At 37.8% G+C, this 14,121-nt stretch carries 11 protein-coding genes; 10 read left to right on the top strand and 1 reads right to left on the bottom strand.

Annotated features, from left to right (window positions below; translation table 11 throughout):
* The first annotated feature begins 10 nt into the window (after positions 1-10).
* The 9 genes from eno (at position 11) to LF20184_RS04035 (ending at position 10,827) form a co-directional block, all read left to right on the top strand.
* A complete protein-coding gene (eno, locus tag LF20184_RS03995; protein WP_010020481.1) occupies positions 11-1,312 on the top strand; it encodes a phosphopyruvate hydratase in 1,302 nt (433 codons plus the stop codon).
* A gap of 81 nt (positions 1,313-1,393) precedes the next feature.
* Positions 1,394-2,452, top strand: coding sequence for an oxidoreductase (locus tag LF20184_RS04000; protein WP_010020479.1), 1,059 nt, complete (start codon positions 1,394-1,396; stop codon positions 2,450-2,452).
* 9 nt (positions 2,453-2,461) lie between these two features.
* Positions 2,462-4,003, top strand: a complete 1,542-nt coding sequence (locus LF20184_RS04005; RefSeq protein WP_010020477.1) for a H(+)/Cl(-) exchange transporter ClcA — start codon at positions 2,462-2,464, stop codon at positions 4,001-4,003.
* A gap of 73 nt (positions 4,004-4,076) precedes the next feature.
* Complete coding sequence (gene secG / locus LF20184_RS04010; protein WP_010020475.1) at positions 4,077-4,313, top strand: preprotein translocase subunit SecG; 237 nt, start codon at positions 4,077-4,079, stop codon at positions 4,311-4,313.
* A gap of 55 nt (positions 4,314-4,368) precedes the next feature.
* On the top strand, positions 4,369-5,106 hold the full coding sequence (locus LF20184_RS04015; RefSeq protein WP_010020473.1) for an alpha/beta hydrolase: 738 nt from the start codon (positions 4,369-4,371) through the stop codon (positions 5,104-5,106).
* Between the two features lie 8 nt (positions 5,107-5,114).
* On the top strand, positions 5,115-7,469 hold the full coding sequence (rnr, locus tag LF20184_RS04020) for a ribonuclease R (protein WP_010020472.1): 2,355 nt from the start codon (positions 5,115-5,117) through the stop codon (positions 7,467-7,469).
* Between the two features lie 5 nt (positions 7,470-7,474).
* The gene (gene smpB / locus LF20184_RS04025) at positions 7,475-7,945 is read left to right on the top strand and encodes an SsrA-binding protein SmpB (protein ID WP_010020471.1); all 471 of its coding nucleotides are present in this window, start codon (positions 7,475-7,477) and stop codon (positions 7,943-7,945) included.
* Positions 7,946-8,016: 71 nt separating this feature from the next.
* Positions 8,017-8,973 carry a S66 family peptidase gene (locus tag LF20184_RS04030; RefSeq protein ID WP_010020470.1) on the top strand — a complete coding sequence of 319 codons (957 nt, stop codon included), beginning with the start codon at positions 8,017-8,019 and terminating at the stop codon, positions 8,971-8,973.
* A 39-nt stretch (positions 8,974-9,012) separates the two neighbouring features.
* Positions 9,013-10,827: a DUF2207 domain-containing protein gene (locus LF20184_RS04035; RefSeq protein WP_010020469.1), complete on the top strand. Its 1,815-nt coding sequence runs from the start codon at positions 9,013-9,015 to the stop codon at positions 10,825-10,827.
* A 50-nt stretch (positions 10,828-10,877) separates the two neighbouring features.
* On the opposite strand, the gene LF20184_RS04040 is transcribed toward LF20184_RS04035, so the two are convergent.
* Positions 10,878-13,094 carry an LPXTG cell wall anchor domain-containing protein gene (locus LF20184_RS04040; protein WP_010020468.1) on the bottom strand — a complete coding sequence of 739 codons (2,217 nt, stop codon included), beginning with the start codon at positions 13,092-13,094 and terminating at the stop codon, positions 10,878-10,880.
* A 262-nt stretch (positions 13,095-13,356) separates the two neighbouring features.
* On the opposite strand from LF20184_RS04040, the gene LF20184_RS04045 reads away from it, so the two are divergent.
* A complete protein-coding gene (locus tag LF20184_RS04045) occupies positions 13,357-14,001 on the top strand; it encodes a deoxynucleoside kinase (RefSeq protein ID WP_010020467.1) in 645 nt (214 codons plus the stop codon).
* The last annotated feature ends 120 nt before the right edge of the window (positions 14,002-14,121 follow it).

A 14,121-nucleotide genomic window follows, 5' to 3' on the forward strand; every position in this document is an offset into this window, starting at 1 on the left:
TTTTTAAAATATGTCTGTAATTACTGATATTTTAGGCCGTGAAGTTCTTGATTCACGTGGTAACCCAACTGTTGAAGTTGAACTATATACTGAACTAGGTGGCTTTGGCCGCGCACTTGTTCCTTCAGGTGCTTCAACTGGTGAACACGAAGCTGTTGAATTACGTGATGGCGACAAATCACGTTTTGGTGGTAAGGGTGTTCTTAAAGCCGTTGCTAACGTAAACGACAAGATTGCTAAAAAGGTTATCGGCATGGACGTTACTGACCAACGTGCTATTGACCAAGCTATGATCGATCTTGACGGTACACCAAACAAGGGTACTTTGGGTGCTAACGCTATTCTTGGTGTTTCACTTGCTGCTGCTCGTGCTGCTGCTGACGAATTAGGTCTTCCATTGTACGAATACCTTGGTGGTCCTAACGCTCACGTATTGCCAACACCTATGATGAACGTTATCAATGGTGGTAAGCATGCTGATAACAACGTTGACTTCCAAGAATTCATGATCTTGCCTGTTGGTGCAAAATCAATGCGTGAAGCCGTACGTATGGGTGCAGAAACTTTCCACTCACTAAAAGCTGTTCTTGAAAGCCGTGGCTTGAACACAGCTGTTGGTGACGAAGGTGGTTTCGCTCCTGACCTTGAAAACAACGAAGCTCCTTTCAAGATTTTGGTTGAAGCTATTGAAAAAGCAGGTTACAAGCCTGGTGAAGATGTTGCTATTGGTTTTGACTGTGCATCATCAGAATTCTACAATGCTGAAACTCACAAGTACGAACTAAAGGGTGAAGGCGACAATGGTGCTGTTCTTTCAACAGACGAATTTATCGACTTGCTTGATGGTATCGTTGAAAAGTACCCAGTTGTTACAATCGAAGATCCTATCGACGAAAACGAATGGGAAGACTGGCAAAAAGTTACTGCTAAACTTGGTAAGAAAGTACAACTTGTTGGTGATGACTTGTTCGTTACAAACACAGACTACTTGAAGAAGGGTATTGAAATGGGAGTTTCAAACTCAATCCTTATCAAGCTTAACCAAATCGGTACACTTACAGAAACATTCGAAGCTATCGAAATGGCTAAAGAAGCAGGCTTCACAGCTGTTGTTTCACACCGTTCAGGTGAAACAGAAGATACAACAATCGCTGACCTTGTTGTTGCTACAAACGCAGGTCAAATCAAGACTGGTTCAATGAGCCGTACAGACCGTATTGCTAAGTACAACCAATTGATGAGAATTGAAGATCAACTTGGCGACCAAGCTGAATTCAAGGGTATCAAGAGTTTCTACAACTTGAACAAATAATTGTTTATATGATTGATTAAAACAGCCCTCGGGCTGTTTTTTTTGTACAATGATAGTATCAACTATTGAAGGAGAATTTCTATGACATTAAAAATTGCTTTTATCGGTTTTGGTAAATCGGCTAATCGCTATCATCTACCATATTTAAACATCAGAGATAATTTTGAAGTAAAGACGGTTTACACTCGTAAGGCTCCTGATGAAAAAAGAGCAAAACCTTATCGCCAAAAAGGCGTTAACTTTACTAATGATTTGAATGATATTTTAAATGATTCAGAAATTGATCTTGTAACGATTTGTACTCCAGCTTCAACACATTATCAACTAGCTAAACAAGTAATTGAAGCCAAGAAGTCAGTTATCGTTGAAAAACCATTCGTTGATACTTTGGACCATGCTAAAGAATTGATTCAATTAGGAAAAGATAATGACGTTTTAGTTATGCCTTATCAAAATCGTCGTTTTGATGGGGACTATTTGGCTGCTAAACAAGTTATTGATCAAGGCTTCTTAGGTGATATCGTCGAGGTTGAATCACACATTGATTACTATCGTCCACATACGGTTAACAACGTCGGAACAAAAGAACAAGGTGAATTTTATGGTTTGGGGATTCATTTGATGGATCGTATGGTAGCTTTGTTTGGTCGTCCTGATCAAGTAGTTTACGATATTAGAAATACTGAAGTTGAGGATGCAGTTGACAACTATTTTGATGTAGACTTACATTATGGTTCAAAAATGAAGGCCAAGGTCAAGGTAAGTACTGATGTTGCCAAAGAGTATCCAAGGTTTATCGTTCACGGTATGAATGGTTCCTTTATCAAATACGGTGCTGACCAACAAGAAAATGACTTGAAAGCCGGTATCATGCCAGGAACACCAGGCTTTGGGGAAGATAGTCCAATGTATTATGGAATCGCTAAGTACCAAAATGCCAATGGGGATTGGATTGAAAAACAAATCAAAACGCCACTCGGTGATTATGGATTGTATTACGATTCTGTTTACGATACTTTGGTAAATCACAAACCAAGACTTGTCAGTGATGAAGAAATTTTAACCGATATGGAAATTCTTGAAGCTGGTTTCTACCAACCTTCACCTTCAATTTACAATGTGCCAAAATTAGATATTTAGGGGAGAATCATGAAAGTAGCTGTTACAGATAATGAGAAATTAAGACTAACTTTAGAGGGTGTGTTAGTTGGGATTATCTCCGGAATCTTCGTTAGTATGTTCCGTTGGTCGATTGCACACTCTTTGAAGTTTTATCAAGGTCTTTATGTTGCGGCACGAAATAATTCTCTATTAGTTTTGTCGTTATTAGGCTTGATGATTATTATCGGGCTATTTGTCGGATATTTAGTCAAAAAAGAACCCAATATTTCGGGTTCGGGTATTCCGCAAGTTGAAGCTCAATTAGGTGGCGAGATGCATCTAAATTGGTGGTCAATTTTGTGGAAAAAATTTGTCGGAGGTATCCTTTGTATCGGGCCAGGTTTGTTTTTAGGTCGTGAAGGTCCTTCGATTCAATTGGGATCAGCTGTTGGTCAGGGTATCGGTGATTTAACGCACGATAACAAAGGTGTCAATCAGCGAGTTCTTATCGCCAGTGGTGCGGCAGCCGGATTATCAGCTGCTTTTAGTGCACCGATTGCTGGAGCCATGTTTGTTTTGGAAGAAGTTTATCACAATTTTTCACCAATGGTGTGGATTACTTCTTTAGCCAGTGCGGTCAGTGCCAATTTGGTGGCGTTGTACGTCTTTGGACTGCAGCCAGTGTTACAAGTGCCTTACCAGTATAGTTTGCCGGTTAAGTATTATTGGCATTTAGTTATTTTAGGAATTGTTTTAGGTTTAATGGGACGCTTGTACCAAATTTGTACGTTGTCGATGCCAGCAGTTTTTGCCAAGACTCGTTTGCCTCGTTATATCCACGGAATAATCCCGTTGATTTTAATTGTTCCTTTAGGAATGATGTACACGCAATTTATCGGTGGTGGTAATGAAGTTATCGTCAACTTGGACAAGTTCAAAGGCGGATTGTTATTTTTGATGGGCTTGTTGCTGTTGAGATTTGTCTTTTCGATGATTTCTTATGGTTCAGGACTTCCTGGTGGTATCTTTTTGCCAATTTTGAACCTGGGAGCTATCATTGGAGCAATTTACGCTGTCTTTATGAACCAACTTGGATTGTTGCCAATTTACTTTGAAAGTAATTTGATAATTTTTGCGATGGCGGGTTACTTTGCTTGTATCGGTAAAGCACCATTTACGGCGATTATTTTAGTCACAGAAATGGTTGGTTCATTGAAACATTTGATGCCATTGGCTGTTTTGTCGTTGGTGGCTTACATTGTCGTCGATATGTTGAACGGAGCACCAATTTATGAAGCTTTAAAAGAACGTTTGAATCTCAATTCAGATTATTTGAATCGAGTCAGCAAGTTTAACGATCGACTGGAAGTGCCAATTTATGAAGGTAGTTCGATCGATGGAAAATACATTCGTGATATTCCATTTCCTAAAGATATTTTAGTGATTGCGGTTTACCGTGGTGAAAGACAATTGATTCCTCGTGGTGATACAATGATCAAAGCAGGGGATCGAATCGTCTTCATGGTCAATGCCGGTCAACGAGCAAAAATATCTCAAAAATTGCAAGACTTGATTCAAGGTATGCACTAGAAATTTGACCACTTTTATGTTATTGTTTTAGGAGTGATTTCAGCTTTCAACACCATGAACGGAGGTTTTACAGGTGTATAACATTATCGAAACATTGTTGATAATAGTATCCATTTTGATAATCATTGCCGTATTAATGCAACCAACTAAGCAACAAGATGCTTTGAATGCGTTGTCCGGTGGTGGTGGTGACCTATTCAGCAACCAGAAGAAACGTGGTTTTGAAGCCTTCATGGTTAAGGTTACCTACGTTTTACTAGTATTGTTCTTTGTTTGCTCATTGATACTAGTATACTTATCATCTCACTAAGCAATTTATCCTCCTGAAAGTTACTCAGGAGGTTTTTTGTTATAAGGAGCTACGTATGAAAATTTTACGACCACAACCATTTTATTTTGACGGTGGAACTAGTGCGGTGTTGTTGTTACATTCTTTTTCAGGAACATCCAATGACATGCGCCTATTAGGAAGATTTTTACAGAGAAATAATTTTTCAGCCTACGCTCCGATGCTAGTTGGCCACGGAACTGATGAACCTTTAGACATTTTAGAAAAGGGTGGTCCAGATCAGTGGTGGCGACAAACGCAGGCTTCAATCGACTTTTTAAAACAAAAGCAAAAGACGAAAATTTATGTTTTTGGACTATCATTAGGTGCAATTTTTGCGACCCAAGCACTTGAAGAAAACCCGGATGTTATTGCAGGGGGAGTTTTTGGCTCACCTTTGCACAATCAAGAGTTCAAAGACATCAAATCAGCCTTTATGACATATGCTAAAAAGGTGTATTCTTTACAACAGGACTTAACTGATGTGGAGTTGGATGCCAAGATGAGAGTCGTTAAATCAAAAATCGATAACAAAATAATGTCGATTCAAAAAACTTCTGTTGGTGTGACTGAGAAGTTAGCTGAAATAAAACGACCATATTTCATTGGTCAAGGTACGAGTGATAAATTAGTAAATCCAGAAGCTGCTAAATTAGTAGCTCAAGACGTTAAAACATCACAGCTACATTTTTACGATGCAGGGCATGTTTTAACTATCAACCGCGCTCATAATCAATTACAGAGTGACGTGTTAAATTTTTTAGAAAATAATTGAGGATAGAAATGCCAGATAAAGATAATAAATTAATTGCGGACATCTTAGAGGTTTTTAGAAGCAACCCCGATCGTCGCTACAAGTCAGAACAGATCGAAGATATTTTAAGAATGCATGGGGCTTCGGCTTTCAAACGTGTTGTTAAATCTCTAGCTGTCCTAGAAGGTGAAAGTAAGATTACTTTGACCAACAAAGATGAGTTCAAAATGGCCACACCAGAAACAGTGGTTGAAGGAACTTTTAAGGGAAATGATAAGGGATTTGGTTTCGTTAGATACGATGAAGTCGACCCTGACGCCTTTATTTCCAGAGACAACACACTCCACGCAGTCAACGGCGATACAGTTGAAGTGAAGATCACTAAACCATCTAATCCTTGGATCGACAAAGGACCAGAAGGTGAGATCACAAAGATTGTTGAAAGATCATTGACTAAAGCTGTCGGTGAATTCCACCCTTACAGTGATTCTCAAGTTGAAAAGACTGGTCACTACGGCTACGTTCAAAGTCACGAAAAGAAAATTGCTTCATACATGATTTTCATCTCTGACAAAGGTTTGCATCCACAAATGGGTGACATGGTTCAAGTTTCTATCGATGAATATCCAAACGACAAGCACCCTCAAAGTATGGAAGGTACTGCTCTTGAAATCATCGGTAACAAAAATGATCCCGGTGTCGATATCATGTCCATCGTGGTTGACAATGACATCAATCCAGAATTTCCTAACGAAGTTTTAAAAGAAGCTGAAAGTATTCCTGATCATGTCTTAGATTCAGACCGTGTTGGTCGTAAAGACTTGACTAAGAATATGGTTATCACAATCGATGGGGACGACTCAAAGGACTTTGATGATGCGGTCGGTTTGGACATGTTGCCAAATGGTAACTTCCATCTAGAAGTTGATATCGCCGATGTTACGCATTATGTTAAAGAAGGTTCTCCACTAGATGAAGAAGCTTATGCTCGTGGTACAAGTACTTATTTAGTTGACCGAGTAATTCCAATGTTGCCATTTAGATTGTCAAATGGAATCTGTTCATTGAACCCGGGTGAAGACCGTCTAGCCTTGACTTGTGAAATGGAAATCGACCACTCAGGTAATGTTGTTAAGCATGAAATTTACCCAAGTGTTATCCAATCAAAATATCGTATGACTTATAATAACGTTAATGAAATTTTGAAGGGTGACGAAGAATTAAATGAAGAATATGCTCCATTAGTACCAATGTTGAAACAAATGGCACAACTTCACGAAATTCTCTTCAACAAACGTCACCAACGTGGTGCTATCGACTTTGAAGAAACAGAAGCACAAATCATCGTTGATGAAAACGGTAAGCCAATCGACATCAAGTTAAGAGAACGTGGAACTTCTGAAAAGATGATCGAATCATTCATGTTAGCTGCTAACGAAACAGTCGCTGAACATTACAATGTTAAACACGTACCATTCTTATATCGTGTCCACGAAAAACCTGATGAAGAAAAAATCAAGAACTTCTTTGAATTTGCTGCCGCAATGGGTGTCCAAGTTAAAGGTAACTTGAAAGAAATTACACCAAAGATGTTCCAAAATGTTTTGTCTGATGTTGTCGGAACTCCTGAAGAACAAGTTGTCACAATTATGTTGTTGAGAAGTTTACAACAAGCTAGATATTCTGATGAACCACTAGGTCACTTTGGTTTGGCTGCTAAATATTACACACACTTTACTTCACCAATCAGACGTTACCCTGATTTGACAGTTCACCGTATGATTCACAGTTATGCTGAAAATGGCTTTACTGATGATGAACAAGCTAAGTGGGGCAACAAGCTTCAAGAAATTGCTGAACACACTTCAAGTCGTGAAAGAATTTCTATCAATGCTGAACGTGCCGTTGATGATTTGAAGAAGACTGAATACATGGCTGATCAAGTTGGAAATACTTTCGATGCTGTTGTCAGTTCAGTAACTAGTTTTGGAATGTTCATTCAATTGGATAATACCGTTGAAGGTTTGATTCACATTTCTAACATGAAAGATGATTTCTACGAATTTGACGAAAAGAGTTTGTCAATGCACGGTCGTGGAACTGGTAAGACTTTCAAGGTTGGTCAACCAATCAAGGTTAAGTTGATCAGAGCAGATGTTGAACACAGACAAATTGACTTTGAACGTGTACTAACTCCAGAAGAACAAGAACAAGCTGACAAACGTGAAGCTGAATTTAAGAAGAAACGTTCAATGCAACATGGCAGAGGTCGTGGCGGTCATGGTCGTCACAATGATCACAAAGGTCATGGCAATGGAAACAGTAGAAATAATAGTAATGGAAACAAAAACCATAAGAGACGTGGTAAATACGAAAGACGGTGATTCTGTTGAAGAAACATCATACTAAAGCTGCTAATGAAGTAGCCAACAATCGTAAGGCGCGCCATGATTACAATATTTTAGAAACTTATGAAGCAGGAATCGCTTTGACAGGAACAGAAATCAAATCCGTTCGTGCCAGCAAGATGAACATTAAAGATGGTTTCGTCCAAGCTCGAAATGGCGAACTTTGGTTAGAAAATGTCAACATTAGCATCTATGACCAAGGAAACATCTTTAATCATGATCCTTTACGTAATCGTAAATTGTTGCTCCATAAAAAAGAGATTCGTAAGATTACTTCAAGTATTCAAGAAAAAGGAATCACAGTAGTTCCTTTGAAAGTTTACTTAAAGCATGGTTTTGCTAAAGTATTGATTGGTATCGCCGAAGGTAAGAAACAGTACGATAAACGTGAAACAATTAAGAAACGTGATCAAGAAAGAGAAATTAGACGTGTTATGAAAAATGCGTACTAGTTTCTCTTTTTTTTTGCATTTTTTGTTAGGTGATAAGTAGTAAAATAATTATTAATCAAGGGGGGATTATTATGAAGATAGGCTATTTTTCATCTTCAACACCAATTACTTATCTTTCACCAAAAAGATTTCAACGAGCCAAAGATTTCTTAACTAGTAAGGGAATAGAATTACAAGCTGGTTCGTTGACACAGAAGAGCGATTTCTATCGTTCTGGTAGTATCCAGGCTCGAGCTGATGAGATCAATCAGTTGATTCATGATGAAACAATTGATGTTTTGATGGCAACGATTGGGGGATTGGTCACTAATTCTATTCTAGACAAAATTGATTATGATTATTTACAAAAACATCCTAAAACTATTGTTGGTTATTCAGATGCAACAGCTTTGTTATTAGCGATTTCTACTCAAGCACCAGCTTGCAAAGTACTTTACGGTCCAGCTTTAGTGGCTTCATTTGGGGATGTTAAGGAAATCATTGATTACACTTGGCAAAGTTTTGAACAAGTTTTAAACAATCAAGAAGTAGAATTAACAGCACCACAATTTTGGACCGATGAGGCAATCAATTGGGAAGATTACCAACGACCTAAAAAAATGGTACAAAATCAATGGCATTACATAAAACAACCGATATTAGAGGGAAGAATTGTCGGTGGAAACCTTAACACTATGTCTGGAATTTTGGGTTCCAAGTATTTCCCTAAATATACTAAAGACGATTTGTTATTCATTGAAGACGCTGAAAAAGATACTTCAATTATTGAAAAAAACTTTTCGATGTTAAAGAATTTCGGTACTTTTGATCAAGTAAAGGGAGTGATTCTGGGAAAACACGCCTTATTTGATGATTTGCACACGGGACGCAAACCGATAGATATTCTTTTAGAGGTATTGGGGAATCGTGGTTTACCGATAATCTATGATTTTGATTCCTGTCATACGGTGCCAATGATGACTACTCCGATAGGCGCTTGGGCTAGATTTGATGCTACTAAGATGCAAGTAACTTATCGACAATCCTAATATGGTAAAATTAGGATATTAAGTTTACTGGGGGATACGATGAAGAAAATTTGGGGTATTTGGAGTCTAGTTTTTGGATTGTTGTTGATGTTTACAATGACTTCAACAGTCAAAGCTGATGGCGATTACCAAATAGAAAAGTACAACGCTACAGCAGACGTCCAAAAAAATGGTGATATTGATTTAACACAAAAAATCACCTATCAATTTGATGGTAACTTTAAAGGAGTCTACTATAATCAAGATATTGCTGGTATCAACGGGATAACGCTACCTGAGGTTTATCTCGACGATGGTTATACGACTAAACAATTGACTCAAAATAATTCTGGACTAAATAATTCCTTTAAAGTTGATAAGACTGCGAATAAAGTCAATATCAAAGTTTATCACTCGGCCTCCACGGAAAAACTGACGTATATTTATAAGTATCATTTGTTAGGAGCCATTACTAATTACACTGATACGGCGCGACTGAATTGGAAAATAATTGGCGACGGCTGGCAAAAAGATTTACACAATGTCGTTTTGAAAGTCAATTTGCCACAGAAGAATATTTCCAAGTTACAAGCCTGGACTCACGGGCCATTAGACGGATATACAAAGGTTGATCGAAAAGATGGCTCTGTCAAAATGACAATTGAAACCGTGCCTGAAGGACGATTTGTGGAAACTGAAATGCTCTTTCCAACAACAGTAACAGCCGACAACCCTAAGATAGTCAATAAAAAAATCAAACAAAAAGTTCTCAACCATGAAAAGCAATTAGTTTTGGATGCTAATGCTAGTCGAGAACGTAAAAAATGGATTTATATTATTTTAATGACCTTTGGTTACTTAGTAGTCGCTGGAATCTTTATTGCCCGTTTGATCAGCATCAAAAAAAATTCCGGCAACAAGCATTTTCATCCGACGCCTTTATATCATTTCTTCGATGAACCTAAGTTCTTACCTAGTATGGCGAAGGTGATCCTTGATCGTAGCGATAAAGCTGATAGTTTGTCACTGACAGCTGATTTGTTGTACGAAGTGGGTAAGAGACGTATGGCTATCAGAAAAGTCAAAAAGACTTATGAAATTACTGCTTTAGTGCCACCAACTAATCCATTTTTCAAATTCTTGATTGAAAATATCGGTGATGGCAAAAAGGTTACTTTGAAACAGATCAAGACTGCTGCCAAGGGTTATCACACTGCTAAAAATGATATCGTACAGAATTTTGAAACTTGGTCAAAAGATGCTGCTAAAGGGCGTGAAAAGTATCTCGATTTAGAAAATATGCGCATCGTTGATAATTTCCGCTTAACTGCAATAGTAATTCCGGGTATTTTGTTCCTGATGTTTATCATTGCGGCAATTTTTGGCAAAAAACTATTAGTTTTAGGGATAGTCTACGTAATAATAGCAATTCTTTCTTGGGTCATGCTATGGATAGCAAAAAGAAAGATTACTCCTTATACTGATTTGGGAGAACAAGAAGTTAATGAGATTAAAGCTTTTAAACGCATGCTTTCTGATATCGACGATATTAAGATGGCAGAAGTTGGAGATTTGATTCTCTGGGAGCAATTCTTGCCTTATGCGGTCGTTTTTGGAGTTTCGGATAAAGTTATTAAGGCCTTGAAGGTAAACTTCACTACCGAGCAAATTAACGATTCTATGATAGTTCCGTATTACATTGGAGCAACTAGTTTCTTAGGTTCAAAGAATGGCTTTGAATCTGCCTTTATCGGGGCAATCAGTGCTGGTGGTGGTATTGCTGGAAGTTCATCAAGTGTCAGTGGTGGATCAGGTGGTTTTTCTGGCGGTTCATCAGGAGGATTTGGTGGAGGTTCCGGTGGTGGAGCCTTTTAGAGCCAAAAAAATAGATTGAGATTAATTTCTCAGTCTATTTTTTTGACTTATTAAGCGTTACGACGTTTGAAGTAGACAATTCCGGATAGCAATACTAAGCCCAAGAAAGTAGCTGTCAAACTAGTTTTTTCGCCAGTTTGAGGAAGATTGCTTGAACTGTCAGAACCATTATTGGCATCTCCAGGATTGATAGGATTAGTAATTAATCCACCTTCGTTACCGTTGTTGTTATTGTTAGAACCAGGATTTTCTGGGTCAACAATTACACCACCGTTGTTGTCGCCATCACCATTACCTTCATTCCCATTACCATCGGGATCAGGGTTTTCAGTATTGCCGTTTTCGTCTGGATCAGGATCTTTTCCTTCATTTCCGTTACCGTCAGTTCCGGGTGTTTCACCACCACCGGAGCCGCCAGTTAATTTAGGATCAGAAGTTTCAAGCGTACCTAATTCAATGTCACTATCAGTAATAGTGAATTCAATCTTTTCGGGGTTGATATCGTATCCGTCTGGAGCTTTAGTTTCAAGGAAGTAATAGCTACCAGGGTTTAGATTATCAACTTTGATGACACCTTCATCATTAGTTTGGAAAACACCTAATGCAGTGCCATCAGTGTCGTAAAGCGTATATTCAGCACCAGCGACTCCGACTTTTTCTTGGTGTAATAAATCGGCATCGTATTTGATCATTGAGGCACTAAAGTTACCATCGCCACCAGTTTCTTTTTCGTTATCAATTGAAATGATTGCCGGTGCTTGGGTTTCGTCATTGATAGTGAAAGTAATATCTTCATTATTCAAGATGTAACCATCAGGAGCTTTAGTTTCTCTTAAAATATAATTTCCATAAGGGATGTTGTACATGTGACCGTAGCCTAGTTGATCAGTTGTGATATGGCCGATTACTTCGTTAGTATCAGCATCGATTACGTCGAATTCAGCACCAGCTAAACGATAACCAGTTGCAGCATCAAGTTTTTGAATAATGATTGAACCTTCTTTGGAGCCAACAGGTTCATCTTTAGTCTCAACTTGAACAGCGATTGTTGTTTGACCAGTGATTGTAAATGGAATTTCATTTGGATTTTGTTGGTAACCATCTGGAGTAGATGTCTCAACAAAGTAATAGTCACCAGCTGGCAATTTATCAACAGTAATTTGACCGTTAGCATCAGTTACTAAATCTGATTGGATCAAAGTATCTTTGTCAGCATCTCTTTGATAAAGACTGTAAGTGGCACCAGGAATTAAAGTATTATTCTCATCGGCACTAGTCTTAGTCAAAACAACTGAACCTAAGATATTATTACCGTTACCACTACCAGAATTAGAGTTACCAGTTACACTACCGTCAGCAGCTGCCATATTTGTACCGGTACTTGAGCCATTACCCCAAGTGAAGTCAGCGTGATTTTTGAACTTATGACCATTTGTTGTATTATCAGAATCATTGATTTTTGTTTGGAAAGTAACAGCATAAAATTGATTATCTTTGGGAAGACCGTTGATGATAAAACCATTACCATCCTCAGTGTATGTATATTCAGAACTATTTAATTGATATCCCTTTTTATAATAACCAGGCGATGTCCAACTAGCCTCATAAACATTAACTGAACCCTTGATGAATGTTTGATCATCATTAATGTTGTTTTCGATGATTTTTAGATTAGGCATTTCAGCACTGTTGCGATTAGCAAGAATCGTCCAAGTAATGATGGCATCACCATTTTCGTCAGTACCGATGACTCCTTTTTTAGAAAAATCGGCATCTGATGAAATGACTGTCATATTGTCATGATAATCTCCGATAACAACATCATTATTTCCTACAACAGCATCTTTACCCGGTTTGATACCAGTTTTAATGCTGATTGATCCTTTAAAATCCGCCTTACCTTCAATATTCTCATTGAAAGTTATTTTTAAAGTATTAGAAACTGGGTCTAATACTCCGGTACCAATTAAAGTACTACCATCATAAAACGGAATAGATTCTTCTTTGGTAACCCTTAAAGTATCTGGGAACTGTATTTCCCATGTATCGCCATTATTTAATTGTTTGCCAGTAGCATCCCAACTAAGTGTTAAGTCAACATCACTGGCAGTATCATAATTCTTTTGATTTATCGATATACCACTCAATAAATCATTAGTTTGGTATTCAGCTGCTTGAGCATCGCAAGGATGACTAGCAAAGACTAAAACAACTAGTCCCAGAGCAGCTACAAAAGCAGCCAAAAAAGTGCGTAATTTTTTCCCCATTTCTTTTCCCCTTTCTATAGATTACATAGTTAATTATAAGAGAAATGATATCTTTAAAACAGGGTAGTGAAGAAAATTATTAATAAATTAATTTTAAGCCGTGAAAGCCTGATGAATAGGAAGTTATCCGCTCTCACTAACACCATATCTTGTGAAATTTTAGAAATCTATACAATATCTAGAATATAAGTGATATTATAGTGAATGTTGTTTTTTAAGAAACTATAGATAAATTTAATTCACTTATTGGAGGATAATAATGATGATCGTATTGAGCGGCGCAATTGGAGCCGGTAAGAGTTCATTGGCTACGGTGTTATCAGAACATTTAGGAACAGAGGCTTTCTATGAACAAGTTGATAATAACCCAGTTTTGCCACTATTTTATAAAGACCCTAAGAAGTATGCCTTCTTGCTACAAATTTATTTCTTAAACAAGCGTTTTGAATCAATCAAGAAAGCTATGGTACAAGACAATAACGTTTTGGACCGTTCAATTTACGAAGATTCACTATTCTTCCATATGAATGCTGATATGGGACGTGCTACACCACAAGAAGTAAAGGTTTATGATGAGTTGTTAGCTAACATGATGCAAGAACTACCATACGCTGCTGCTAAGAAAGCTCCAGACTTGTTAGTTCACTTGGATATTTCATATGACACAATGATTCACCGTATCGAAAAACGTGGACGTTCATATGAACAACCAGAACAAGATCCAACATTGCCAGAATACTACCACAACTTACTTTCACGTTACGATGGTTGGTATGATGACTATGATTACAGTCCTAAGATGAAGATTGACGGCGACAAGTATGACTTCGTTGAAAATCCTGAAGACCGTCAAAAGGTTCTTGATTTGATTGATGAACAATTACGTGTTCGTGGTACTTTAGATTAATAAATTTTGCCTGGGATGATTCCTGGGCTTTTTTGTTGCTTGCTAGTATAGCCAAAATAAGATACCCTATTAAAGGCAGTTTGCACTGGTAACCTGCTATGAAATTAAAACAGTGGAGGT

Origin of the sequence: Companilactobacillus farciminis KCTC 3681 = DSM 20184, assembly GCF_002706745.1 — a bacterium.
Taxonomy (GTDB): Bacteria; Bacillota; Bacilli; order Lactobacillales; family Lactobacillaceae; genus Companilactobacillus; species Companilactobacillus farciminis.

Bases quoted from the DNA above. Each gene is read 5' to 3' on its own strand.
- eno (WP_010020481.1), top strand. From the start codon at position 11: ATGTCTGTAATTACTGATATTTTAGGCCGTGAAGTTCTTGATTCACGT.
- LF20184_RS04000 (WP_010020479.1), top strand. From the start codon at position 1,394: ATGACATTAAAAATTGCTTTTATCGGTTTTGGTAAATCGGCTAATCGC.
- LF20184_RS04005 (WP_010020477.1), top strand. From the start codon at position 2,462: ATGAAAGTAGCTGTTACAGATAATGAGAAATTAAGACTAACTTTAGAG.
- LF20184_RS04015 (WP_010020473.1), top strand. From the start codon at position 4,369: ATGAAAATTTTACGACCACAACCATTTTATTTTGACGGTGGAACTAGT.
- rnr (WP_010020472.1), top strand. From the start codon at position 5,115: ATGCCAGATAAAGATAATAAATTAATTGCGGACATCTTAGAGGTTTTT.
- LF20184_RS04030 (WP_010020470.1), top strand. From the start codon at position 8,017: ATGAAGATAGGCTATTTTTCATCTTCAACACCAATTACTTATCTTTCA.
- LF20184_RS04035 (WP_010020469.1), top strand. From the start codon at position 9,013: ATGAAGAAAATTTGGGGTATTTGGAGTCTAGTTTTTGGATTGTTGTTG.
- LF20184_RS04040 (WP_010020468.1), bottom strand. From the start codon at position 13,094: ATGGGGAAAAAATTACGCACTTTTTTGGCTGCTTTTGTAGCTGCTCTG.
- LF20184_RS04045 (WP_010020467.1), top strand. From the start codon at position 13,357: ATGATCGTATTGAGCGGCGCAATTGGAGCCGGTAAGAGTTCATTGGCT.